Annotated in this window: 20 protein-coding genes and 1 pseudogene; 10 read left to right on the top strand and 11 right to left on the bottom strand. The window is 76.6% G+C overall.

The features are described from left to right. Positions 1-188 precede the first annotated feature (188 nt). Together BM048_RS00405 and BM048_RS00400 are read left to right on the top strand one after the other, a co-directional pair. On the top strand, positions 189-4,208 hold the full coding sequence (locus BM048_RS00405; protein ID WP_239078693.1) for a multifunctional oxoglutarate decarboxylase/oxoglutarate dehydrogenase thiamine pyrophosphate-binding subunit/dihydrolipoyllysine-residue succinyltransferase subunit: 4,020 nt from the start codon (positions 189-191) through the stop codon (positions 4,206-4,208). A gap of 105 nt (positions 4,209-4,313) precedes the next feature. Next, positions 4,314-4,910: a GDSL-type esterase/lipase family protein gene (locus tag BM048_RS00400; RefSeq protein WP_090029770.1), complete on the top strand. Its 597-nt coding sequence runs from the start codon at positions 4,314-4,316 to the stop codon at positions 4,908-4,910. Positions 4,911-4,940: 30 nt separating this feature from the next. On the opposite strand, the gene BM048_RS00395 is transcribed toward BM048_RS00400, so the two are convergent. Further along, positions 4,941-6,047 carry a type IV pilus twitching motility protein PilT gene (locus BM048_RS00395; protein WP_239078692.1) on the bottom strand — a complete coding sequence of 369 codons (1,107 nt, stop codon included), beginning with the start codon at positions 6,045-6,047 and terminating at the stop codon, positions 4,941-4,943. 137 nt (positions 6,048-6,184) lie between these two features. Between BM048_RS00395 and BM048_RS19100 the strand changes: the two genes are divergently transcribed. After that, complete coding sequence (locus tag BM048_RS19100; protein ID WP_372456374.1) at positions 6,185-6,259, top strand: 50S ribosomal protein bL37; 75 nt, start codon at positions 6,185-6,187, stop codon at positions 6,257-6,259. Between the two features lie 99 nt (positions 6,260-6,358). Here the strand turns inward: BM048_RS19100 and rsrA are convergent, their stop codons facing one another. Together rsrA and BM048_RS00385 are read right to left on the bottom strand one after the other, a co-directional pair. Beyond that, positions 6,359-6,664: a mycothiol system anti-sigma-R factor gene (gene rsrA, locus BM048_RS00390; RefSeq protein ID WP_090029768.1), complete on the bottom strand. Its 306-nt coding sequence runs from the start codon at positions 6,662-6,664 to the stop codon at positions 6,359-6,361. Beyond that, positions 6,661-7,377: a sigma-70 family RNA polymerase sigma factor gene (locus BM048_RS00385; protein ID WP_090030369.1), complete on the bottom strand. Its 717-nt coding sequence runs from the start codon at positions 7,375-7,377 to the stop codon at positions 6,661-6,663. The genes rsrA and BM048_RS00385 overlap by 4 nt, the downstream gene beginning before the upstream one ends. A gap of 305 nt (positions 7,378-7,682) precedes the next feature. On the opposite strand from BM048_RS00385, the gene BM048_RS18005 reads away from it, so the two are divergent. The 4 genes from BM048_RS18005 (at position 7,683) to hisN (ending at position 11,998) form a co-directional block, all read left to right on the top strand. Then, on the top strand, positions 7,683-8,588 hold the full coding sequence (locus tag BM048_RS18005; RefSeq protein ID WP_175499158.1) for a hypothetical protein: 906 nt from the start codon (positions 7,683-7,685) through the stop codon (positions 8,586-8,588). Positions 8,589-8,691: 103 nt separating this feature from the next. Continuing rightward, a complete protein-coding gene (gene aroA / locus BM048_RS00375) occupies positions 8,692-10,020 on the top strand; it encodes a 3-phosphoshikimate 1-carboxyvinyltransferase (protein ID WP_090029766.1) in 1,329 nt (442 codons plus the stop codon). 9 nt (positions 10,021-10,029) lie between these two features. Continuing rightward, the gene (gene rsgA / locus BM048_RS00370) at positions 10,030-11,163 is read left to right on the top strand and encodes a ribosome small subunit-dependent GTPase A (RefSeq protein WP_090029764.1); all 1,134 of its coding nucleotides are present in this window, start codon (positions 10,030-10,032) and stop codon (positions 11,161-11,163) included. A gap of 10 nt (positions 11,164-11,173) precedes the next feature. Continuing rightward, on the top strand, positions 11,174-11,998 hold the full coding sequence (gene hisN, locus BM048_RS00365; RefSeq protein WP_090029762.1) for a histidinol-phosphatase: 825 nt from the start codon (positions 11,174-11,176) through the stop codon (positions 11,996-11,998). Between the two features lie 93 nt (positions 11,999-12,091). Here the strand turns inward: hisN and BM048_RS00360 are convergent, their stop codons facing one another. The 3 genes from BM048_RS00360 to BM048_RS00350 are packed head-to-tail and all read right to left on the bottom strand — an operon-like array spanning position 12,092 to position 14,839. After that, positions 12,092-12,544 (bottom strand): DUF6912 family protein, encoded by a 453-nt coding sequence (locus BM048_RS00360; RefSeq protein ID WP_090030367.1) that lies wholly within the window; start codon positions 12,542-12,544, stop codon positions 12,092-12,094. Positions 12,545-12,548: 4 nt separating this feature from the next. Then, positions 12,549-14,036 carry a CpaE/TadZ family protein gene (locus tag BM048_RS00355; RefSeq protein ID WP_090029761.1) on the bottom strand — a complete coding sequence of 496 codons (1,488 nt, stop codon included), beginning with the start codon at positions 14,034-14,036 and terminating at the stop codon, positions 12,549-12,551. Then, a complete protein-coding gene (locus BM048_RS00350) occupies positions 14,033-14,839 on the bottom strand; it encodes a hypothetical protein (RefSeq protein ID WP_239078691.1) in 807 nt (268 codons plus the stop codon). Before BM048_RS00350 ends, BM048_RS00355 begins: the two co-directional genes overlap by 4 nt. A 188-nt stretch (positions 14,840-15,027) precedes the next feature. On the opposite strand from BM048_RS00350, the gene BM048_RS00345 reads away from it, so the two are divergent. Further along, positions 15,028-15,264 carry a helix-turn-helix domain-containing protein gene (locus tag BM048_RS00345; RefSeq protein ID WP_090029759.1) on the top strand — a complete coding sequence of 79 codons (237 nt, stop codon included), beginning with the start codon at positions 15,028-15,030 and terminating at the stop codon, positions 15,262-15,264. Between the two features lie 83 nt (positions 15,265-15,347). Here BM048_RS00345 and BM048_RS00340 read toward each other — a convergent pair whose 3' ends face one another. Then, positions 15,348-15,893, bottom strand: coding sequence for a hypothetical protein (locus tag BM048_RS00340; protein WP_239078690.1), 546 nt, complete (start codon positions 15,891-15,893; stop codon positions 15,348-15,350). A 135-nt stretch (positions 15,894-16,028) separates the two neighbouring features. Here BM048_RS00340 and BM048_RS00335 point away from each other — a divergent pair, with 135 nt between their 5' ends. Further along, positions 16,029-17,084: a LysM peptidoglycan-binding domain-containing protein gene (locus tag BM048_RS00335; RefSeq protein ID WP_175499157.1), complete on the top strand. Its 1,056-nt coding sequence runs from the start codon at positions 16,029-16,031 to the stop codon at positions 17,082-17,084. A gap of 143 nt (positions 17,085-17,227) precedes the next feature. Then, a complete protein-coding gene (locus BM048_RS18000; protein ID WP_175499156.1) occupies positions 17,228-18,058 on the top strand; it encodes an Rv3235 family protein in 831 nt (276 codons plus the stop codon). A gap of 61 nt (positions 18,059-18,119) precedes the next feature. On the opposite strand, the gene secA is transcribed toward BM048_RS18000, so the two are convergent. From secA to BM048_RS00305, 4 genes and pseudogenes are all read right to left on the bottom strand, one after another. Further along, positions 18,120-21,065 carry a preprotein translocase subunit SecA gene (gene secA / locus BM048_RS00320; RefSeq protein WP_090030364.1) on the bottom strand — a complete coding sequence of 982 codons (2,946 nt, stop codon included), beginning with the start codon at positions 21,063-21,065 and terminating at the stop codon, positions 18,120-18,122. A gap of 1 nt (position 21,066) precedes the next feature. Beyond that, a complete protein-coding gene (locus BM048_RS00315; RefSeq protein ID WP_090029751.1) occupies positions 21,067-22,479 on the bottom strand; it encodes a winged helix-turn-helix domain-containing protein in 1,413 nt (470 codons plus the stop codon). A 217-nt stretch (positions 22,480-22,696) separates the two neighbouring features. Then, a pseudogene (gene hpf / locus BM048_RS00310) lies at positions 22,697-23,329 on the bottom strand (ribosome hibernation-promoting factor, HPF/YfiA family); the annotation flags it as partial. Between the two features lie 362 nt (positions 23,330-23,691). Beyond that, positions 23,692-24,546, bottom strand: a complete 855-nt coding sequence (locus BM048_RS00305; protein ID WP_239078689.1) for a ComF family protein — start codon at positions 24,544-24,546, stop codon at positions 23,692-23,694.

Genomic DNA, 24,546 nt, shown 5'->3' with positions numbered 1-24,546 from the left:
CGGACCAGCCGGCGGGACCCGCTTGCCCCGCTGCTGCCGCCCCTCTGACCTCCGCATGGGACGCCGGGTGAAGACCCCGTGCGGGACCCGCCCGGCGGCGCGCCCACGGACGCGCAGGGCCCTCCGGGGCACGTAGTGTTGGCGTCGAGAGATCCGGCCGACGACGACGGAGCCGGACGCAGGCGGAAGTGGGCGAGCCCAGCGTGACGCAGAAGGCCGAGTCAACACCGAACCGCGCCGACTTCGGCGCCAACGAGTGGCTCGTGGACGAGCTGTACGAGCAGTACAAGCGGGACCGCAGCGCGGTCGACCCCGCGTGGTGGGAGTTCTTCGAGGGGTACGAGCCGGGCTCCGGGACCGCGGGCGAGGCCGGCGGCTCCCCCGCCCCTGCTCCAGCCGCAGCACCGGCAGCAGCATCTGCGTCGACGGCCGGGTCCGTGACGTCCGCGCCGACGACGTCCGCACCGGCGGCCGCCTCGCCGGCGGCTGCCTCGTCGCCCGCCGCCGCGCCCGCGCCGGAGCGCCGCCCGCGCTCCGTCGAGGACGGCGCGCCGATGCCGGTTCCGACCGCCACCGCGGCCAAGCGCCCGGTGACGCCGGCCGAGCCGAGCGCCCGCAACCCCGCGCTGCCCGAGAAGGTCACGGAGAAGGTCACGGAGAGGGTCACCGCGAAGGTCACGGCGAAGGACGCGGCCGCGGTCGCCGCCGGCGCGCCGGTGCCGCACCGGCCCGACGTGGAGTCCCCCTCCCCCGTCGCGACCGCGCAGCCCGCGACGGCGCCCTACGCCGACGTCGCCCGCACCACGAAGCCCGGCACCGACGGGCCGGCGACGGACGACGTGCAGAAGCTCCGCGGCCCCGCCGCGCGCGTGGTGACCAACATGGAGTCCTCGCTCGAGGTCCCCACGGCGACGTCCGTCCGCGCGGTCCCGGCCAAGCTCATGGTCGACAACCGCATCGTCATCAACAACCACCTCGCCCGCGGCCGCGGCGGCAAGGTGTCGTTCACGCACCTCATCGGCTTCGCGCTGGTCGAGGCGCTGGGCGAGATGCCGGCGATGAACGCCGCGTACACGCTCGTCGACGGCAAGCCCGGCGTCCTGACGCCGGCGCACGTCAATCTCGGCCTCGCGATCGACCTGGCCAAGCCCGACGGCACGCGCCAGCTCCTCGTGCCGAGCATCAAGAAGGCCGAGACGCTCGACTTCGCCCAGTTCTGGGCCGCGTACGAGGACGTCGTGCGCCGGGCCCGCGGCAACAAGCTCGGGGTCGAGGACTTCCAGGGCACGACGATCTCGCTGACGAACCCGGGCACCATCGGCACGGTCCACTCCGTGCCGCGCCTCATGCAGGGCCAGGGGACGATCATCGGCGTCGGCGCCATGGACTACCCCGCGGAGTTCGCCGGGACGAGCGAGGACCGCCTGTCGCAGATGGGCGTCTCGAAGGTCCTCACCGTCACGTCGACCTACGACCACCGCATCATCCAGGGCGCCCAGTCCGGTGACTTCCTGCGCATCCTCGGCCGCAAGCTGCTGGGCGAGGACGGGTTCTACGACCGGGTCTTCGCCAGCCTGCGCGTGCCCTACGAGCCCGTGCGCTGGGTCCGCGACACCCCCACGGACCCGGACGCCGAGGCGGTCAAGCCGGCGCGCATCGCCGAGCTCATCCACGCCTACCGCTCGCGCGGGCACCTCATGGCCGAGACCGACCCGCTGGCCTACCGCCAGCGCCGGCACCCGGACCTGGACATCCAGAGCCACGGCCTGACGCTGTGGGACCTCGACCGCACGTTCCCCACCGGGGGCTTCACGGGCAAGCCGCGCGCCACGCTGCGCCAGGTGCTCGCGCTGCTGCGCGACTCCTACTGCCGCACCGTCGGCATCGAGTACATGCACCTGCAGGACCCGCGGCAGCGCCGCTGGCTCCAGGAGCGGCTCGAGTCCGGCTACGCCCGCACCCCGCGCGAGGACCAGCTGCGCATCCTGCGGCGCCTCAACGCCGCAGAGGCCTTCGAGACGTTCCTCCAGACGAAGTACGTCGGGCAGAAGCGCTTCTCCCTCGAGGGCGGCGAGTCCGTCATCCCGCTGCTCGACGCCGTGCTGTCCCGCGCGGCGGACAACGGGCTCGACGAGGTGGCCATCGGCATGGCCCACCGCGGCCGGCTCAACGTCCTGGCGAACATCGCCGGCAAGTCCTACGCGCAGATCTTCAGCGAGTTCGAGGGCAACCAGGACCCGCGCACGGTCCAGGGCTCCGGCGACGTGAAGTACCACCTGGGCACCGAGGGCGTCTTCACGGCCGAGTCCGGCGCCACCACGGCCGTGTACCTGGCCGCCAACCCCTCGCACCTCGAGGCGGTCGACCCGGTGCTCGAGGGGATCGTCCGCGCCAAGCAGGACAAGATCGACCTCGGCGGGGACGGCTACTCCGTGCTCCCCCTGCTGATCCACGGCGACGCGGCCTTCGCGGGCCAGGGCGTGGTCTGGGAGACGCTGAACCTGGCGCAGCTGCGCGGGTACCGCACCGGCGGCACCGTGCACGTCATCATCAACAACCAGGTCGGCTTCACCACGGGCCCGTCCTCGTCGCGCTCCGGGCAGTACGCCACGGACATGGCCAAGGGCCTGCAGATCCCGATCTTCCACGTGAACGGCGACGACCCCGAGGCGTGCGTCCGCGTGGCCGAGCTCGCCTTCGAGTACCGCGAGCAGTTCGACCGGGACGTCATCATCGACATGGTCTGCTACCGGCGCCGGGGCCACAACGAGGGCGACGACCCCTCGATGACCCAGCCGCTCATGTACAACCTCATCGAGGCCAAGCGATCCGTGCGCAAGCTGTACACGGAGGCCCTCGTCGCCCGCGGCGACATCACGATGGAGGAGGCCGAGCACGCGCTGCGCGACTACCAGCAGCAGCTCGAGCGGGTCTTCACCGAGACGCGCGAGGACGGGTGGACACCCGCTGCGGCGGCCGACGGCGACGACCGCGTCGCCGGCCTGGAGCGCCCCGAGTCCCAGCGCGAGGACGCGGGCGTCATGGTCGGCTGGCAGACCGCCGTGCCGAAGGCCGTGCTCGAGCGCATCGGCGCCGCGCACGTGCGCCCGCCGGAGGGCTTCACCGTCCACCCCAAGCTCGCGCAGCTGCTGACGAAGCGCGAGCAGATGTCCCGCGACGGCGGCATCGACTGGGGCTACGGCGAGCTGCTGTCGTTCGGGTCGCTGCTCCTCGAGGGCACGCCCGTGCGGCTGGCCGGGCAGGACTCCCGCCGCGGCACCTTCACGCAGCGCCACGCGGTCTTCCACGACCGCGAGACCGGTGCGGAGTGGACGCCCCTGCTGTACCTCAGCAAGGACCAGGCGAAGTTCTTCGTCTACGACTCCTCCCTGTCGGAGTACGCGGCCCTCGGCTTCGAGTACGGCTACTCCGTGGAGCGGCCCGAGGCGCTGGTCCTGTGGGAGGCGCAGTTCGGCGACTTCGTCAACGGCGCGCAGACGATCATCGACGAGTTCATCTCGGCCTCCGAGCAGAAGTGGGCGCAGCGGTCCTCCGTGGTCCTGCTCCTGCCGCACGGCTACGAGGGCCAGGGGCCGGACCACTCCTCGGCGCGCATCGAGCGCTTCCTGACGATGGCCGCGCAGGAGAACATGGTCCTGGCCCAGCCCTCGACGCCCGCGTCGCACTTCCACCTGCTGCGTCGCCAGGCCTACGCCCGGCCGCGACGGCCGCTCGTCGTCTTCACCCCGAAGTCCATGCTGCGCCTGCGGGCCGCCGCCTCGTCGGTCGAGGACTTCACGCACGGCACCTTCCGGCCGGTCATCGGCGACGACGTCGCCGCCGCCCGCGCGCAGGGCGTGGACCGCGTCCTGCTCTGCTCGGGCAAGGTGTACTGGGACCTCGTCGCGCACCGCGAGAAGACGGGCGACGAGCGCACCGCCATCGTCCGGTTCGAGCAGCTCTACCCGCTCGACGCGGACGGGGCCCGGCGGGCGCTGGCGCCGTTCGACGGCGCCGAGCTCGTGTGGGTCCAGGACGAGCCGCGCAACCAGGGCCCGTGGGGCTACGTCTCCATGCACCTGCCGCAGCTCGTCGAGCGCACGGTCCGCGTGGTGTCGCGGGACGAGTCGGCGTCGCCGTCGACCGGCTCCGCCAAGAAGCACCACGCCGAGCAGGAGCAGCTCGTCACGACGGCCTTCGCCCGCTGACGCGGCGCGGTGCCGGGCCCGCGCGCCCGCGCCCTGGGACACTGACCCGGGCGTGGGCGCCGGCCCGGCACCACCGCCACGCCACCGAGCACCAGGAGGACGACCGTGGGTGACAGGCCGCTGCGCATCGTGGTGGTGGGCGACGAGCTGGCCGCCGGCGTGGGCGACCCGCGGGCGCTGGGCTGGGTCGGCCGGGTGGCCGCCCGGACGCTCACGCCGGAGCCGCTGACGCTGCTCACGCTGGCCGTCCCCGGGGAGACGACCTCCGCGCTCGGTGCGCGCTGGGAGGAGGAGGTCGCCCGCCGCACGAGCCCGGAGGCCGACACGCGCCTCGTCGTCGGCCTCGGTCGCGCCGACCTCGGTGCGGGGCTGTCGTTGGCGCGCAGCCGGCTCAACCTCGCCAACGTGCTCGACGTCGCCGAGCAGCGCGGGCTGGAGACCTTCGTCGTCGGGCCGCCGCCCGGGCCCGTGCACGAGGGGCCGCGGGTGCAGGAGCTGTCCGCCGCGTTCGCGGACGTCGCGACACGGCGGCGGGTGCCCTACGTCGACACCTACGGCCCGCTGGCCGCCCACGAGCAGTGGCTGGCCGACATGGCCGCCGGGCACGGCGTCCCGGGGCAGGCGGGGTACGGGCTCATGGCCTGGCTCGTGCTGCACACGGGCTGGCACGCCTGGCTGGGCGTGCCCGACGACACCGCCTGACCGGCGCAGGGGCCCGGTCCGCGCGGGTCGTCAGGCGACGAGGCCCCGCGCCCGCAGCTCGAGCGTGAGGTCCTGGGGCCGGCTCGCCGCGGCCACCGCCTCCTGGGGCGTCACGGCCCCGTCGGCGACCAGCGTCAGCAGGTGCTGGTCGAAGCTCTGCATCCCGTAGAACCCGCCCTCCCGGACGAGGTCCGCCAGCGGCGGCGCCGTCGCGGGCGCGACGATGGCCTCCGCGACGCGGCCCGTGCCGACGAGCACCTCCACGGCGCCCTGCCGGCCCCGCCCGTCGGCGCGTGGCAGCAGCCGCTGCGACACCACCCCGCGGAGCGACTGCGCGAGGGCCATGCGGACCTGCGCGTGCTCGTGCGGCGGGAAGAAGTCGACGATGCGGTTGACCGACTCGGCGGCGTCGACGGTGTGCAGCGTGGACAGCACGAGGTGCCCCGTCTCGGCCGCCTGCAGCGCGGCCCGCACCGTCTCCACGTCCCGCATCTCGCCGATGAGGATGACGTCCGGGTCCTGGCGCATCGCCGCGCGCAGCGCGACCGCGAAGCCCGCGGTGTCCTGCCGCACCTCGCGCTGCGACACGATGGCCTTCTTGTCCGGGTGCAGGACCTCGATCGGGTCCTCGACCGTGACGATGTTGACCTCGCGCTCGGAGTTGACGAGGTCGACCATCGCCGCGAGCGTCGTCGTCTTGCCCGACCCGGTGGGGCCGGTGACCAGGACGAGCCCGCGGGGCTCCAGGGCGAGGCGCGCGAGGACGGGCGGCAGACCCAGCTCCTCGAGCGAGGGCACCCCGATGGCGACGCGCCGGAAGACGAGGCCGAACGTGCCGCGGGCCTGGTACGCGTTCACCCGGAACCGCCCGACGCCGGGCAGCGAGTAGGCGAAGTCGGCCTCGTGCGTGGTGCGGAAGGTGGTGACGAGCTCGTCGGGCAGCACCTCCTCGAGGAAGCGCGCCGTGTCGCCGGGGCGCAGCTCCGGGGCGTCGAGGCGGCGCAGCCGCCCGTCCACCCGGATGCAGGGGCTGGAGCCGACCTTGCAGTGCAGGTCCGACCCGCCCGTGCCCACGAGCGCGTGCAGGAGCGGCTCCACGGACGTGACGGCGGGCGTCACGAGGGCGGGGACGGTCACGGTCCGGCTGATCGGGCCGCGAGGCCGGGCCCTGAGGGGTCGGCGGGAGCCGTCACCCGGCCGGGCGGGCGGACCGACGGGCACCGGTGGTGTGGGACCATGACAGGAACGCCCGACCGACGTCACGAGGAGGAGCCATGAGCAAGCGAGGCCGCAAGCGCCGCGCCCGCAAGGGCAACGCCGCCAACCACGGCAACCGTCCGAACGCCTGAGCGCCGGCACCACGAGTGCCGCAGGACGACGGAGGCCCGGGTGCGCGAGCACCCGGGCCTCCGTGCATCCTGCCAGCCCCTGCCGACGGGCGGGACGGCTCAGGCGGTCGTCGTGCCCGCCGCCACCCGCAGCGCCGTGATCTGCTCGATCACGCGCAGCCGCAGCTCCGCCGGCGCCTGCTCCCGGCACCCGCGCCGGACGACGACCTTGATCGTGAGGTCGAGGTCCCGCTCGCTGATGCACGGGGTGCAACCGTCGAGGTGGGCGCGGATCCGCGCCGTCTCCTCCGTGCCGAGCTCGTCGTCGAGGTACTCCCAGAGGCGGTCCACCGCCTCCTGGCAGTCGCACCCCGCCGCCGCGGCCTCCACGACGTCGCCGCCGCCCGTCGTCCCCGTCCCGCTCATCGTCCGGCCTCCCCCGCCGACGCACCCGTCAGCCCGCGCTCGCGCGCGTAGTCCCGCAGCTGGTCGCGCAGCTGTGCGCGGCCCCGGTGGAGCCGCGACATCACGGTCCCGATCGGCGTCCCCATGATCTCCGCGATCTCCTTGTAGGCGAAGCCCTCGACGTCCGCGAGGTACACCGCCATGCGGAAGTCCTCCGGGATCCGCTGGAGGGCGTCCTTCACGTCGGAGTCCGCCAGCCGGTCGAGCGCCTCGGTCTCCGCGGACCGCAGGCCCGTGGAGGTGTGCGACTCGGCGCGGGCGAGCTGCCAGTCCTCGATCTCCTCCGACCGGCTCTGCTGCGGCTCGCGCTGCTTCTTGCGGTAGGAGTTGATGTAGGTGTTCGTGAGGATGCGGTACAGCCACGCCTTGAGGTTGGTCCCCGGGCGGTACTGGTGGAAGGCGGCGAACGCCTTCGTGAACGTCTCCTGCACCAGGTCCTCGGCGTCCGCGGCGTTGCGCGTCATGCGCAGGGCCGCGCCGTAGAGCTGGTCGAGGTACTGCAGGGCGTCCTGCTCGAACCGGTCCGTGCGCGCCGCGACGTCCTCCGTCGCGGGGGCGCGGTTGGTGTCCTCGTCGTCCACGGGCTCGACGGCGAGGGCCTCGTCGACGCCCGCGCCGGAGGTCGCGGCGGTCGTCGTGGCGGCGTCGGGCGTCGGGGTGCTCTCCTGGCTCATCGCGACCGAGCGTAGTGCGCGGTCCCAGGCAGCACCCGTCGCACCGGGGGCGGTGAGGGCGGTGGACGCGACCGGGGACGCCGCACCCGCCGTCGGGAGGAGGCCGTACCCGGCGCGCAGGTCGACGAGCACGCGGGCCGCCGGGACGGGGGTGCCGAGGGCGCCGAACGGCGTCGCGGCCCCCGGCGGGGCGAGGGTCGTGGAGTCGATGACCATGCCCTGCCGAACGCCCGGACCGGCGCACCCATTCCCGACGCCCGCCGTTCGACGGGCCGCGCCCTGCCCCGCGCACTACTGTCGGTGGCGTGCTGCTGCGACGCCTCCTCCGTCCCGTGTTCGCCACGTGGTTCGTCGCGCAGGGGGTGGACGTCGTCCGCCGCCCCGCGAGCCACGCCGACGACGTCCGCCGTGCCGTGACCCGGTTCGGCCACCTCCTGCCCGAGGGCGCGGTGCGCGACGCCGTGCAGGGCCGCAGCGCGACCGAGCTGCAGACGCTCGCGCGCGTCCACGGCGGTGCCATGGCGGCCGCGGGCGGCCTGCTCGCGCTGGGCCGTGCGCCGCGCACGTCGGCCGTCGTGCTGGCGCTGCTGACCGCGCCGATCGTCGTCGCCGACCTGCCGGACAAGGCCGCCGACCGCGCGGAGCCGACGAGGGCCCGCGCGCGCCGCGAGCGCATGGTCACGGCGCTGTCCATGACGGCCGGCGCGCTGCTCGTCGCGGTCGACCGCGAGGGCCGGCCGAGCCTCGCGTGGCGCGTCGAGCACGCGCGGGCGACGAAGGAGCTGCTCGCCTCGCAGAAGCGCGCGACCGCCGGGGCGAAGGCCACGGGCACGGTCGCCAGGGCCGCCGGTGCGGCGACCGCGGCGCAGGCGGCGACGAGCGTCCGTGCCGCGCGCAAGAACGCCCGCACGACGGCCCGTGCCGCCGTCGCGGAGGCCAAGGGCTCCGCCAAGGCCGCCCGCCGCGCGACGAAGGTCGCCGCGGCGCAGGCGAAGGCGTCGACGAAGGCCGCCCGCGCGGCGGCCGAGGTCGCCGCCAAGCAGGCGAAGGCCCAGGCCGCGGTCCAGGCGAAGGCCGCCCGCGCCGCGGCGAAGAAGGCCGGCCGCACCTCCGACCGCCGGGCGACGAAGGCGGCCGCGAAGGCGGCGAAGGCCGCCCGCCACCAGGCCACCCATGCGGCCGACGAGGTGCGCGAGGCCGTCGCCGCCTGACGCCCCGCGCGCGCTGCGACGCGCACGACCCGACCGGCCCGGTACGCCCTCGCGTGCCGGGCCGTCGCGTGCCGTGTCACCGCCTCTCGGTAGCCTGCCGCTCATGACCGCCACTCCCCCGGCCGCGCCCGCGGCGACCGTCGTCCCCGACTGGGACGCGCCGACCGCCCCCGGGCCGCTCGCCGCGCAGGTGGAGGTCCCCGGCTCGAAGTCGCTGACGAACCGCTACCTCGTGCTCGCCGCCCTGGCCGACCGGCCGAGCCGGCTGCGCGGCGCCCTCCGGTCGCGCGACACCGACCTCATGGCGGCCGCCCTGCGCGCCCTCGGCACGGGGGTCGACGTCGGGGCCGACGGCACGTGGACCGTCACCCCACCCGCCGACGGCTTCCGCGGCGGGGTGTCGGTCGACTGCGGGCTCGCCGGGACCGTCATGCGGTTCCTGCCGGCGGTGGCGGCCCTGGCCGACGGGCCGGTCCGCTTCGACGGCGATCCCCAGGCGCGGCTGCGGCCGATGGGCCCCGTCCTCGCGGCGCTGCGGGCCACCGGCGTGCGCGTCGACGAGCACGGCGAGCCGGGGCGGCTGCCCTTCACGGTGCACGGCCGGGGGCCGGGGTTCGCCGGCGGGAGCGTGGACGTCGACGCCTCCGCGTCGAGCCAGTTCGTCTCGGGGCTGCTGCTCGCGGCCCCGCGCTTCACGGGCGGCCTCACGCTGCGGCACACCGGCCCCACGCTGCCGAGCCTGCCGCACATCGAGATGACCGTGGCGGTCCTGCGGGACGCCGGCGTGGCCGTCGACGACTCGCGGCCGGCGATCTGGGTGGTGTCGCCCGGCCCGGTCACGGGCGGCGACGTCCGCGTCGAGCCCGACCTGTCGAACGCGGCGCCCTTCCTGTGCGCGGCCCTCGTCGCCGGCGGGAGCGTCGCCGTGCCCGGCTGGCCGGCCACGACGACCCAGCCCGGCGCGCTGCTGCCGGGCATCCTCGAGCGGATGGGCGGCCGCACCGTGCTCGACGCGGGGGTGCTCACCGTGACCGGCACGGGGGCCGTGCACGGCGTGGACCTCGACCTGTCGGCGGCCGGTGAGCTGGCGCCGACGATCGCGGCCCTCGCGGTGCTCACGGACTCCCCGACGCGGCTGCGGGGCATCGCGCACCTGCGGGGCCACGAGACGGACCGGCTCACCGCGCTCGCGGCCGAGCTGACCCGCGTCGGCGGGCGTGCGGAGCAGACCGCGGACGGTCTCGTCATCACGCCGCAGCCCCTGCACGGGGCCCGCTGGCGCACCTACGCGGACCACCGGATGGCCACCGGGGGCGCGGTCGTGGGGCTGCGGGTGCCCGGGGTGCAGGTGGAGGACGTCGCCACGACCGCCAAGACCCTGCCCGGCTTCGTCGACCTGTGGACCGGGATGCTCGCCGGCCGGACGGTCTGAGGCGCGCGGGTGGCGGGACGGCGCACGTACGACGAGCGGGACGTCCGCGTCCGGCCGGGCCGCGGCAGCCGGCCGCGCACGAAGCAGCGCCCGGAGCACGCCGACGCGGACCGGGCGCTCGTCGTCGCGGTGGACCGCGGCCGGTACGGCGTGCTCGTCGACCCCGACGGGCCGGACGAGCGGCGCGCGACCGCCATGAAGGCGCGCGAGCTGGGCCGCGAGCGCGTGGTGCCCGGCGACCTCGTCGACGTCGTCGGGGACACCAGCGGGGCCGAGGGGTCCCTGTCGCGCATCGTGCGGATCACGCAGCGCCGCACGGTGCTGCGCCGGACGGCCGACGACGCCGACCCCGTCGAGCGCGTCATCGTCGCCAACGCCGACCGGCTCGTCGTCGTCACCGCCATGGCCGACCCCGAGCCCCGCACCCGCATGATCGACCGCTGCGTCGTCGCCGCCTACGACGCCGGGATGGACGTGCTGCTCGCCCTCACCAAGGGCGACCTCGCCGACCCCGAGCCGCTCGTCGCGCTCTACCGGCCCGTCGGCGTGGAGGTGGTCGTCACCCGGCGCGAGGTGGACGCCGACGGGACCCGGCGGATCGTCGGGCTCGACGCGCTGCGTGCCGCGCTGGCCGGGCGCACGTCGGTGCTCGTCGGGCACTCGGGGGTGGGCAAGTCGACGCTGGTCAACGCGCTGGTCCCGGACGCGCTGCGCGCGGTCGGGGCGGTCAACGACGTGACCGGGCGGGGGCGGCACACGTCGACCTCGGCCGTCGCGCTGCGGGTGCCGGACGCGGGTGCGCCGACCTGGGTCATCGACACCCCCGGTGTGCGCTCGTTCGGCCTGGCGCACGTCGAGCCCGGGCACCTGCTCGGCGCCTTCGCGGACCTCGCCGCGGTGGCCGAGGCCTGTCCGCGGGGCTGCACGCATGCCGCCGACGCGCCGGACTGCGCGCTCGACGAGTGGGTCGCCGCCGCGACGGGCGACGAGCGCGAGGCCCGGGCCGCGCGCGTCGGGTCCTTCCGCCGCCTGCTGGCCAGCCGGCTGGGCACGACGGACGCCGACGCCGATCCGACGCCGGCGGCCCCGACGACGGCCGACGACGGGCCGGACGCCCGCGGCCCGGCGGGCGCGGACGGCTAGGGTCGCCGCCATGAGCCTGCACTCCGGGTACGAGGACGACCTGCGCCTGGCGCACGTCATGGCCGACCAGGTCGACGCCCTGACGACGTCGCGCTTCCGCGCCCAGGACCTCGCCGTGGAGACGAAGCCCGACCTCACCCCGGTGACGGACGCGGACCGCGCCGCCGAGGAGCTCATCCGGGGGCAGCTCGCGCGCGCCCGTTCGCGGGACGCGGTCGTCGGCGAGGAGCTGGGCGAGAGCGGGCAGGGCCCGCGGCGGTGGGTGGTCGACCCCATCGACGGGACGAAGAACTTCGTGCGCGGGGTGCCGGTGTGGGCCACCCTCATCGCGCTGCTCGACGGCGACCGGGCGGTCGTCGGGCTGGTGAGCGCGCCCGCGCTCGGGCGGCGCTGGTGGGCGGCGGAGGGGACGGGCGCCTGGACCGGGCGCTCGCTGGCCGCCGCGCGTCGGCTGCGGGTGTCCGCCGTGGGCGGGCTCGCCGACGCGTCCTTCTCCTACTCCAGCCTGTCCGGGTGGGAGGAGCAGGGGCGGCTGGACGGCTTCCTCGAGCTGACCCGGCGCGTGTGGCGGACCCGGGCGTACGGGGACTTCTGGAGCCACGTCCTGGTGGCGGAGGGGGCCGTGGACCTGGCCGCCGAGCCCGAGCTGGCGCTGCACGACATGGCGGCGCTCGTGCCCATCGTCACGGAGGCGGGCGGCACCTTCACCTCGCTCGACGGGGTGCCCGGGCCCTTCGGGGGGTCGGCGCTCGTGTCGAACGGGCCGCTGCACGCCGCCGCCGCCGAGCTGCTCGCGCCCGTGCGGCGCGCGCCGGGGTCCGCCCGGCACCTGTAGGACGCGCGGCGACCCGCAGCGAGCGACGCGAGGGGGTGCCCCCCACGGGACCCTCGCCGGGTGCCGTCGCCGGGTGCCGTCGCCGGTGGGGCCTCAGCGCGGGATGTCGGCGACCTCGCTCGCGTCGTACCAGAGCAGGTCGCGCTCGCCGAGCCGCTCGTCGGCCGCGCTGTCGCCCGCGAGCGCCGCGGTGACGTCCGGCGCCGCGGCCGGCTCGTCGACGTGCACGCACACGACCGCGTCCCACGGCAGCGGGGAGCGCAGCGCGACCGCGCTCGGCGGCGCGTCGGGGTCGGGGCGCAGGTCGACGTCGGCGTCGGGCACGTCCGCGGACACGACGAGCCGCAGGCGTGGTGCCGCGCCGTCCGCCGCGAGGCGCACGAGGGCGTCGTCGGCCGCGGCGAGCTGTGCCGAGAACTCCCAGCCCTCGTCCTCGTCGGGCAGCGCGGCGCGCAGCTCCGGGGTCACGGCGTGCGCGCGGCGCGGCGTGAGGGGACCGCGGCCGGGGCCGGTCTCGTCGAGGGTGGCGGGGACGTAGAGGCGCACGCCGTCAGTCTGCCGCAGCGGCGCGGCGGCGGCCGGGACGGACGAGCGCCCGGCCGCGCCGGGCCGCCCCCGCCGCCTCGCGCCGGCGCCCCCCGTGCGTCCCGCCCCGTCCGCCGTCGACGCCGGGCAGGACCCCGGCTGCCGCACCCGCGGAGGGTGCGGGCGTCGCAGGGACGGGGGCGACGAGGCCCGCGAGCCCGACGAGCGCGCGCCGCGCCGGAGAGGCGGGCGCGACCTCGCGCAGCAGCCGTCCGGCCAGGAGCGCCGCGTCGAGGGCGGGGCGGTCCTCGGGGACGAGGACGGCGTCCTGGACGCCGGCGTAGCGCTCCAGCGCCTCGCGCAGCGCACGCTCGCCGCCAGGCCCGGCGGTGGACGACCGGACGCGGTTGAGGACGACGACGAGGCGCGCGCCGGCGGCGGCCGGGCGGCGCGCGAGCTCGTCGAGCCCGCGGACGAGCCGCTGCAGCCCGACCGGGTCGGCGGACCCGACGGCGACCACCGTGTCGGCGGCGTCGAGCGCACCCGTGGTGGCGGCGTTCCGGCGCGGCGCCCGCGTGTCGTAGGAGAGCAGCTCGTCCTCCTCGAGGCAGAACCCCGTGTCGACGACCGTGACCGCCGCGAGGTCGCGCGCCCGGTCCCACACGACGTCCAGCGCCGCCGGACCGAGCTCCGGCCAGCGGTCGGCGCGCGCGAGGCCGGACAGCACGCGCAGCCCGGGCGCCAGCAGCGGGCTGTGCCGGGCGAGGGTCGGCAGGTCGAGCCCGCCCTGCGCCGCGGCACGGGCGGCGGCGGCCAGTCCCGGGGCCTCGTCGAGCATGCCGACCGTCGCGGCCACCGACCCGCCGTAGGTGTCGGCGTCGGCGAGCAGGGTGCGGTGACCGAGCGCCGCGAGCTCGGCGGCGAGCGTCACGGCGACGGTGGTGCGGCCGGGCGCACCCGTCGGGCCCCAGACGGCGACGAGCTGTCCCCGCGCCGGCGGGGGCTCCGTGGGCGCCGCCGGTCGCGAGCCCGAGGAGGCCGGTTCCGCACGGCGCGGCGGGACGGGCGGCGGCGACCACGGGGCGGGCGAGCCGGTTCCCGCCTGCCGGATGTGCCCGCCGGTGGTCCCCGCCGGGTCCGTCGCCTCGCGCCGGGCGAGTGCCGCGAGCACCTCGCGCACGACGGCGTCCGCGGCGGCGTCGTCGCCGGGTGCCAGGACCAGGGCGTCCACGCCCCACGCCCGCAGCCGGTCGGCCTCGCGCTCGTCGCCCGGGGCCGCGACCCCGACGAGGAGCGCGCCCGACCCGCGCAGGGCGGCGAGGGCGTCGTGGTCGAGGTGCGCGAGCGCGCCGGACAGGAGCGCGACCGACCCGAGCCCCGCCTCCGCGGCGGCGAGGAGCTCGGCGAGGTCGGCGCAACGGCGGACGACGTCGAGCCGCGGCGAGCGGCCGGCGGCCGCGACGAGGAGGGCCTCGGCCACCCCCGGCAGCGCGGTGAGCACGGGGACCGTCACGGCGAGGCCGCCCCGTCCGCCGTGGTGGCGCCGGTGGCCGTGGTGGCGACGGCGTCCCCGGTCCCGCCGGGGACGAGCACCACGTCGACGGTCGAGCCGTCCGCCAGGGCCGCGAGGACGGCGGGCAGGTCGGCGGTCGGCACGAGCACGTGCACGACCGTGCCCGTGGCGGCGGCGAGGGCGCCGGAGCCGCGCGTGACCTCCGCGACGGTCAGGCCGGTGGCCAGGGCGACCGGCCTCGCCCGCCCACCGTCGCCGCCCGTCGTGCCCATGCCCGTGCCCATGCCCGTGCCCGCGCCGCCGACGACCGGCACCGGGGGTGTGGCCCAGAGGTCCACGGTCGAGCCGACGACGAGGTCCGCGGACGGCGCGGTCGTCGTGGGGACCGCGACGGGGCGCACGTCGAGCACGGCGCCGGGGACGACGGCCGCCGCGGGCACGAGCTCCCCCTCCCCGACGACGCGCACGACCACGGCGTCCTGCGGCAGGCCCGTCGCGGCCGGGACGTACCGCGCGGCGTCGACGAGCCGCACCTCCTCGACGGCGAGGTCGGCCGCGGCCACCACGTCGCCCGGGACGAGGGTCCCGCGGGCGACGAGCACGGGGACGGTCGCCTGCGCCGAGCGCACGACCCAGGACCCCAGCAGCACCGAGCCGGCGACGAGCGCGATCCCCACCAGCAGCCGGGGGTCGCGCCACCCGGGCCGGCGGAGCCGCACGGCGACCGGGGCCGGCAGGGCACCCGACGGCGTGCCGGGACGTCCGTCCGGACGCAGGTCCGCGCGCTCGAGGGTGGTGGCCATGACGCTCCGGGGGTCTCGGTCCGGCGCCCGTCGGACGGATGGCGGGACGGGCGGCGGGGGCGGGGGGGTCGGGACGCGCAGGTCGCGTCGCGGTGCGATCCGGGCACATCGTGCCGATCCCGGCGCCTCCGCGGGGACGCCCTGTGGACGACGTCGCCCGATCGCCACGCCGTGTCACACTGCGGGGCATGGCCCCGAGGTTCCTCACGCTCGCCGACGTCACGGAGATCCTCAACATCTCCGCGCCGCAGGCGTACGCGCTGGTCCGCTCCGGCGAGCTGCGGGCCCTGCAGATCGGCGGGCGCGGCCAGTGGCGCGTCGAGGCCACGGAGCTCGAGGCCTACATCCAGCGCATGTACGAGCAGACGAGCCGGCGCATCGCCGAGGGTGAGACCACGGAGGTCCCGACCGCTCAGGAGGTCTGACCCAGCGGAGGTCCGACCGATCAGGGGTCTGACCGATCAGGGGGTCTGACCGCCCACCGGCGACCGCGTCGGCGCACCACGCCCTACGGCAGCTCCTCGACGGCGGCCACGGCCGCCGTCGACACGGTCACCGGACCCCGCCGCCCGCCCGCCGCCTCGTCGGGCAGCAGGTCCACGTGGTCGGCGTAGACCGCGTCCAGCCGGCCGACGACGCCGTCCGCGTCGTCCGCGTCGTCGCGCAGCAGCACCCGCACCCGCACGCGGTCGCGTGCCAGCCCCCGCAGCGCGGCCGTCAGGCCGAGCCGACCCTCGACCCGTCCGGGTGGCGCGCCGGCCGCCCGCCCCAGTCCGCGCACGGTGCGCACGGCGGCGAGCACGACGAGCACCCGGCGGTGCTCCGAGGGCGCCAGCAGGAGCCACTCGGAGGCGGCGTCGAGGACGGCGCCCGCCCACGTCCGTGACCCTGCGGTCACGACGAGCGGCGCCCCCCGCGACGCGCGGAGGCGGTCCGCGAGCAGCACCGACGCCCGCTCGGCACGGACGAGGTCGGGGACCGCGACGAGCGCCTCGGCCCTCTCCTCGGCGGCGGCCTGCGCCTCCAGGTCCGCGAAGAGCGCCTCCCACCGCATGCCGTCCACCGTACGGGCGAAATGCGCCCTGCGAGACGGCTGCGGCTGGACCGCGGGCATCGTGGGGCGGTAGACATCGCGCACTGAGAAACAGCAAACAGCATCAAACAACAACGAACGAGACCGGAGCGCATCGTGGTCGTCCCTCACGCCCGTCCGCGGACGAGCACCCTCGTCTGCCGGATGGCGGGCCTGCTGGTCGGTGGAGCCCTCGTCGGAGCGCTCGGTGCGGCCGCTGCCGGCCGTGCCGCCGGGCTGGCACCGACCGTGCTCGTCGGCGGGCCGGCGCTCGCGGTGGACGACGTGGTCGAGCTGCTCGTCCTGGCCGTCGGCGCGGTGGCGGCCGCGTGGCTCGCCGTCTCCACGCTGGTCGCGGCCGCCTGCCTGGTGGTGCGCGTGGCGGGCGGGGCCTGGCGCGGCGGTGAGCGCGCCGTGCAGCGGTGGGCACCGACGGTCGTCCGACGCACGCTCGTGGTCACGGTCGGTCTCGGCCTCGGGCTCGGTGGCGCACCGGCCGCTCTCGGCGCCGGTCCCGTCACCCCGCCCGACGAGCTGGGGTGGGCCGTGAGCGGCCCGCCGAGCGCGACCTCGTCGCCGACCGCCGTCGCGCCGCCGACGCCGACATCGACCACCACCGCGGGCGCGACGACGGCACCCCGGCCGGAGCGCACCGCGTCGCCCCGGCCGACGCCCTCCTCCCCCGCCACCAGGTCCCCGGCACCGACGTCGACCGCCACCGCCGCACCGGCACCGGTACCGCCGGCGGCGTCGACCGGCACGTCGACCGGCACGTCGACCGGCACGTCGACGCCGACCGCGTCCCCCGCACCGGCGGCTCCGCCGTCCGCCACATCGGTCCCGCCGGCCGCACCGCCCGGGACCGCCGCCACGGCGGGACGCGCGACGACGGGAGGACCTCTCCCGAGCACGAGCACCGGCACCAGCACGAGCACCGGCACCAGCACGAGCACCGGCACCGGCCACGGCACCAGCACCGTCGTGGTCCGCGTGGGGGACTCCCTGTGGTCGCTCACCGACGCGCTGCTGGGTGAGGACGCGCCGGGCAGCGCGGTCGCCGCCGCCTGGCCGGCCCTCTACGCGGCCAACCGGGACGTCGTCGGGCCGGACCCGGACGTCCTGCTGCCGGGTCAGGTGCTGCGCATCCCGGCCAACCTCCCCCTTCACGGCTGAGCCAGCCGTACGCCGCCACCGCAGGACGACCAGCGACGCCGCACCACCACGTCGGACCCACCCCGGATCCGACACCCCGATTCCACCCAACCCCTTATCCACACACCGCCCACGCCTGTCCGCACCACGAACGGAAACCCGACATGAGCGTCGCCGACCTCGCCCCCGCCCTCCCGAGCACGGGCACGCGCCCGTCGGACGCAGCCGCCCGCGGCACCACGACGCTCGCCGCGCGCCTCGACGCCCTCGTGCGCCCGCACCTCGTGCCGGTGGCCCCGCCCCGCGCCAGCACGTCGCCGGCCACCGCCGTCGCGCCGGTCACCGCGGTCGAGCAGGTCACCGCGGTCGAGCAGGTCACCGCGGTCGAGCGGATCGCCTCGGTCGAGCCGATCACCTCGGTCGCGCAGGCCGCGCCGGGGCGCGGACGCACCGCGCCGGCCACGGCACGGCCAGGCGCCGACGGCCTCCAGCTGGGCGCGGCCCGCGTCCGCCTGCTGCACGGCGCGCCGGCACCCCGCGGGCCGCGGCAGGGCGCGGCTCCCCTCGTGCCGGGTCCGCCGCCGCGGCTCGCGGAGCGCGTGCGGGCCCTGCGCGTGCACGACGCGGACTTCGAGGGCGAGGTGCTGGAGCAGTCCGACGAGACGCCCGAGCACGACCCGGCGCGCGCCGCCGCCTCCGTGGCCCAGGCCGTCGTTGAGGTCCTCGCCGGGACGCGGCCGGTCGCCCAGCTCGCCCGGTGGCTCGCGCCGGCCGTCTACGAAGAAGTGCGGGTGCGCGCAGGGCTGCAGCTGCGCGTTGCCACGACCAGGACGCGCCGCAGCGCCACCGTGCGCCGCGTACGCGCGGTGCGCGTCTCGGACCGCTCCGCCGAGGCTGCCGTCGTCGTGGCCGAGGGCGACCGGGTGCGGGCCGCCGCGCTCCGCCTCGACGCCCACCGCGGTCAGTGGCGGGTGACCTCGCTGGAGCTGGCCTGACGAGCCGGCGCGGGACCCGACGGGACACCCGCCACCGACCGCGCGTCCGGCCCGACCACTGTCAGCGGCGGCGGCCCTGCTTGGCCTTGCGGCGCGCCTCCCGGTTGCTGCCCCCGTCGGCCGCGGCGTCGGCGCCCTCGGGCACCTCGGTCCGCACGACCGTCCCCGCGTCCCCGTCCACCGACGGCGCCGAGTACTGCAGGCGCACGGGCTCGGGCCCGTCCAGCCCCTTCCCCGTGAGGACCGGCGCCGGCCGGGCCGCGGGCGCAGCCGTCACGGCGGCGTCCTCGTCACCGTCCGCCGCGGTCGCCCCGCCACCGGCCCCGTCGGAGTCCGCGACGCCCGCGACCGCTCCCGCCGCCGCAGCGCCCGCCGCCCCGCCGGACGCCGCCGTGGCCCCGCTCGCCGTGGCACCTGCTGACGTGGCACCTGCTGCCGTGGCGCCGCCGGCCCGCGGCAGGCCGACGCTCGGCGCGGCGCCGACGGCCGATGCGGGCGTCTCGGCCGGGGCCACCTGCACCTCGAGCCGGTAGAGGTAGGAGACCGTCTCCTCCTTGATGGCGTCGGTCATGACGCCGAAGAGCTGGTAGCCCTCGCGCTGGTACTCGACCAGGGGGTCGCGCTGCGCCATGGCCCGCAGCCCGATGCCCTCCTTGAGGTAGTCCATCTCGTAGAGGTGCTCGCGCCACTTGCGGTCGAGGACCGACAGCGTCACGCGCCGCTCGAGCTGGCGCATCATGTCCTCGCCCAGCTGCGCCTCGCGCTCGGCGTAGGCCACCTCGGCGTCGGAGAGGATCTCCCGCTCGATGAGCTCGGCCGTCAACCGTGTCGGGCCACCGGCCTCCTCGACGACCTCCTCCGGCGTGATCGTCACGGGGTAGACGGCCTTGAGCGCGGTCCACAGCGCGTCGAGGTCCCAGTCCTCGGGGCGGCCCTCGGTGGTGCCCGCGGCGATGTAGGACCGCAGGACGTCGGCGCGGAAGTGGGACACCTGCTCCTGCAGGTCCTCGCCCTCCAGCACGCGGCGGCGCTCGTCGTAGATGACCGCGCGCTGCCGGGACAGGACGTCGTCGTACTTGAGGACGTTCTTGCGGATCTCGAAGTTGCGCGACTCGACCTGCGACTGCGCGGACTGGATGCCGCGCGTGACGATCTTCGACTCCAGCGGCATGTCCTCGGGGAAGCCCGCCCGCGTCATCATCTGCTCGGCCAGGCCGGAGTTGAACAGGCGCATGAGGTCGTCCTGCAGCGACAGGTAGAACCGGGACTCCCCCGGGTCGCCCTGGCGGCCCGACCGGCCGCGGAGCTGGTTGTCGATGCGGCGCGACTCGTGCCGCTCGGTGCCCAGCACGTACAGGCCGCCGAGCTCGACGACCTCGTCGTGCTCCGCCGCGACGGCCTCCTTCGCCTTCTCCAGCGCCTCGGGCCAGGCCGCCTCGTACTCCTCGGCGTTCTCCGCCGGGTCGAGCCCGCGCGCGGCGAGGTCCGCCACGGCCATGAACTCGGCGTTGCCGCCGAGCATGATGTCCGTCCCGCGGCCGGCCATGTTGGTCGCGACCGTGACGGCGCCCTTGCGGCCCGCCTGGGCGACGATCGCCGCCTCCCGCGCGTGCTGCTTCGCGTTGAGCACCTCGTGCGGGACGCCCTGCTTCTTCAGCTTGGAGGACAGCAGCTCGGACTTCTCCACGCTCGTCGTGCCGACGAGCACGGGCTGGCCCTTGGCGTGCCGCTCGACGATGTCCGTGACGACCGCGTCGAACTTGCCGTCCTCGGACTTGTAGACGAAGTCGCGCTGGTCGATGCGCTGCATCGGCCGGTTCGTCGGGATCGGCACGACGCCCAGCTTGTACGTGCTCTGGAACTCGGCCGCCTCGGTCTCGGCCGTGCCGGTCATGCCGGCGAGCTTGTCGTAGAGCCGGAAGTAGTTCTGCAGCGTGATCGTGGCGAGCGTCTGGTTCTCCGCCTTGATCTGCACGCCCTCCTTGGCCTCGATGGCCTGGTGCATGCCCTCGTTGTAGCGGCGGCCGGGCAGGATGCGGCCCGTGTGCTCGTCGACGATGAGCACCTCGCCGTTCATGACGACGTAGTCCTTGTCGCGCTTGAACAGCTCCTTCGCCTTGATGGCGTTGTTGAGGAAGCCGATGAGCGGCGTGTTGAGCGACTCGTAGAGGTTGTCGATCCCGAGGTGGTCCTCGACGCGCTCGATGCCGGGCTCGAGGACGCCGACCGTGCGCTTCTTCTCGTCGACTTCGTAGTCGCGCTCGGGCTCGAGGCGTCGCACGACCTTGGCGAACTCCGCGTACCAGCGGTTGATGTCGCCGGAGGCCGGCCCGGAGATGATGAGCGGCGTGCGCGCCTCGTCGATGAGGATGGAGTCGACCTCGTCGACGATCGCGAAGTGGTGGCCGCGCTGGACGAGGTCGTCGGCGGACCACGCCATGTTGTCGCGCAGGTAGTCGAAGCCGAACTCGTTGTTCGTGCCGTAGGTGATGTCCGCGGCGTACTGCTGGCGGCGCTCGGCCGGGGTCTGCCCCGTCAGCACCGTCCCCGTCGTCAGCCCGAGGAAGCGGTACACGCGGCCCATGAGCTCGCTCTGGTAGCGCGCCAGGTAGTCGTTGACCGTGACGACGTGCACGCCCTTGCCGGTCAGCGCGTTGAGGTACGCGGGCGCGGTGGCGACGAGGGTCTTGCCCTCACCCGTGCGCATCTCCGCGATGTTGCCCAGGTGCAGGGCCGCGCCGCCCATGAGCTGGACGTCGAAGTGCCGCTGGCCGAGGGTCCGGCTCGACGCCTCGCGGACGGCCGCGAACGCCTCGGGCAGCAGCGCGTCGAGGCTCTCGCCGTCGGCCAGCCGCGCCTTGAAGCGGTCCGTCTCCTCGCGCAGCTCGGCGTCCGAGAGGTCGACGAAGCCGCTCTCCAGCGCGTTGACCTGCGCGGAGATGCCCGTCAGCTTCTTCAGGACGCGGCCCTCGCCGAGGCGCAGGACCTTCTCGAGGATCGCAGGCACGTCACTCCCCAGGTTCGGGTGTCCCCGGGGCGGGCGCCCCGGGAGCAGCGGCGTCGCCGTCCTGCCGACCACCGGCCGGCACGTGCACGGCGGACGCCGCCCCCATCGTAGGCGAGGCGGCGGACCGCCCGACGAGGGCCGTCGCGAGAACGGGCGCCAGGTCCCCCACCAGGCGGTGCTCGCCCGACGACCGGTCCCCCACCTCCACCTCCCCCAGCCCGAGCCAGCCCGCCACCGCGACGAGCTCGGCCGCCAGCGCGTGGGCGACCTCCCCCGGCCCAGGCCGGGGCGCCCGCCGGTCCGCCGCCGCGGGCCCGACGACCGGCGCGGTGTGCGCGGCGAGCACGCGCAGCACCCCCGCGCCCCGGTCGGCCTTGAGGTCGACGAGGGCCACCACGTGCTCGCCCAGCAGGAACGGCAGCACGTAGTAGCCCCACGTCCGCAGCGGCTCGGGCACGTAGATCTCGATGCGGTAGCGCAGCCCGAACAGCGTCTCGACGCGCCGCCGCTCGAACACGACCGGGTCGAACGGGCTCAGCAGCGTCGCCCCCGCCGCCCGGCGCGGCACGGTGGCGTCGCGGTGGCGCACGACGGCCGTGTCCCAGCCCTCGACCCGCACGGGGACGAGCTCCCCGGCGTCCACGAGGTCGGCCACCGCCGGCCGCACCTGGTCCTGCCGGAGCCGGAAGTGGTCGGCCAGGCACCGCAGGGACGCCACGCCCTGCGCCCGGGCGGCGACGGCGACGAGCGCCCGCACGGCGTCGGCCTCCGCCGGCTCGGGCGCGTCACGCACGTGCGGCGGCAGGACACGCTCCGTGAGGTCGTAGCGACGCTCGAAGGACGCCGTGCGGCTGGCCGCCGCCACCTCACCCGTGAAGAAGAGGAACTCGAGCACGCGCTTGGCGGCCGTCCAGTTCCAGCCCCAGTCCGTGCGCGCCGCCAGGGGCTGGGCCCCGAGCAGGTCGTGCACCTCGCGGGCGGTGAGCGGGCCGCGCTCGGCGACGACCGCGCGCACGTCGGCGAGCTCGGCGGACAGCTGCAGCGGCACGGACCGGATCGACCCCCACGCCTGCGTCCGGTAGGCCCGGCGCCGCCAGCCCAGGAGCGGAAAGGTCGTCACGGGCACGTAGGAGGCCTGGTGCGCCCACGCCTCGACGAGCCACCGCGGCGCCCGGCCCGCGGCGCGGTCGAGCAGGGCCGGGTCGTACGCGCCCAGCCGCGACCACAGCGGCACCAGGTGGGCGCGCGCGAGGACGTTGACCGAGTCGATCTGCAGGACGCCCAGGCGGTCCACGACCGCGTCGACCGCCCGGCCCGTGACGGCGCGCGCGGGGCGCGGTCCGGCCAGCCCGTGCGCCCGCAGGGTCGCGCGGCGCGCCTGCGAGAGCGTCAGCTGCTCCGGGACGGCTGCCATGCCGCCATCCTGCCCGCGACCCCCGACACGCGCCGACGGGCACCGGGCGGCGCCCGGTGCCCGTCGGCAGGTCCGGTCGTGCGGTCGGCGCTCAGCGCGCGGGCACGGCCTCGCGCTCCGGCTCGGCCGGCCGCGGGAGCGGCGCCGCGCGCGTGGCCCCGTCGAGGTCGGCCGGCACGTCGACCCGACCGTCGGCGACGGCGTCCCCGCCGGTGGCCGCCTGCCGCGTCCCCAGCCCCGCGACGGGCATGTCGAGCTTGATGACCCCGTAGGTCCACCCGCGGCGGCGGTACGCCACCGACGGCTGGGCCGTCTCCGCGTCGACGAAGAGGAAGAAGTCGTGCCCGACGAGCTCCATCTCGTAGATGGCGTCGTCCACCGTCATGGGCTGGGCCTCGTGCACCTTCTCGCGGATGACGACGGGCGAGTCGCCCAGCGTCGTCTCCGTGGTGGTGCCGGCCGCCATGCGGTCGGGGGCGGGCTCGGGCGCGGGCTCGACGGGCTCCGGCGGACGCACGTCCATGGGCGTCAGCGGTGCGCGCCCGTGGTGGTCCTTTCGCCGGTCGTGGCTGCGGCGCAGCCGTTCGAGGAGTCGCGCGAGCGCGAGGTCGAGGGCCGCGTTCCTGTCGTCCGCGCACGCCTCGGCGCGGATCACCGGACCCTTGTCGATGACGGTGAGCTCGACGCGTTCGCGCACGCCCGAGGGCTTCGCGTTCGCCTCGTGCGTGACCATGACGTCGATGCGCTGCGCGCGCGGGGCCAGCTGTGCGACCTTGGCCAGCTTCTGCTCGGCGTGCGCCCGGAACTTGGGGAGCACGTCGGTGTGCCGGCCGGCGACCACGATCTCCACGGTGCCTCCATGAGGTGCAGGGGCGGGACCGAGCCCGCCCGCGTTCGGTGTCGAGGGCTGCCCGCAAGGGGCAGGGATGCTGCGTCACCTCCCTCCGGCCGCCGGCACGGGATCCCGGGAGGACCCGGACCTGCGCCGCCGTCGTGGCTGACCTCCACGCTAACCGCCCCCACCCGCACGTCAACCGCAGGTCCGGCGGCTGGGCGCGCCGCGCCACCCCGACGGGCGTCCCCCGCCCGTGGCGCCCGTGCGGGCCCGCCCGGCACCAGGGACCACGGTCCCGGCCACCGCCACCGCGCGGAGGGGCCCGCGAGCCGGCCGGGGCGCCGGGACCGCGCGCGAACCGGGCCGGCACCGGGCCCTCAGGGCGCCGCCGGCGCGGTCGGGGTCTCCGCCCGCGCCGACCCCGGGGGCGGGGTCGAGGCGAGCACCAGCGCGCCGACGACGTCGGCCCCCGCCCGCTCGAGCACCCGCCGGCAGACCGCGAGCGTCGCGCCGGTCGTGAGCACGTCGTCGACGAGCAGCACGCGCGCTTCGTGCAGGTCCGGCAGCCGGGGCACGCGGGCGAGGCGCACGCCGTCGTCGAGGTTGCGGGCCCGCGCCGCACGCCCCAGCCCCGCCTGGTCGCGGCCGCCCCGTCGGACGAGCACCGGTGCCGCCACCGCCGCCGTCCCGCCGTCGCGGCACCCGGCCGCCACCCCCGGCACCAGGCGCCCGACCCGGTGCTCGCCCCGCCGCCGCCGCGCAGCCGCCGTCGACGGCACCGGCACGACGAGGAGCGGCCGGGTCTGACGGCCCTTCCCCGCCGGCCCGACGAGGTCCGGCCCGACGAGGTCCGGCCCGACGAGGTCCGGTGCGACGAGGTCCGGTGCGACCACCGTCGCGGCGTCGCGCAGCAGCGCGGCGAGGAGCGGTGTCAGGTCGGTGCGGCCCCGGTCCTTCCACTGCACGACGACCGCCCGCGCGGGACCCGTCGCGTCCGCCAGCGCCCAGACCGGCGCGCTCGCACCGTCCAGCCGGTCCCAGCGACCCGCCCGGGACTCGCACCGCACCGGTCCGTGCGACCAGGCGGCACGGCAGGACGCGCACCACCGCTCGTCGGGCCGCCCGCACCCGGCGCAGGCGACGGGCAGCAGCAGCCCGAGCAGCTCCGTCCCCAGCCCCGCCAGCAGCCGTGCCAGCACCCGGACCACGACCGCTCGCGGGAGCCCTCCCAC

Origin of the sequence: Cellulomonas marina (assembly GCF_900111925.1) — a bacterium.
Taxonomy (GTDB): Bacteria; Actinomycetota; Actinomycetes; order Actinomycetales; family Cellulomonadaceae; genus Cellulomonas; species Cellulomonas marina.
This window is presented reverse-complemented; position numbering and strand designations above follow the sequence as displayed.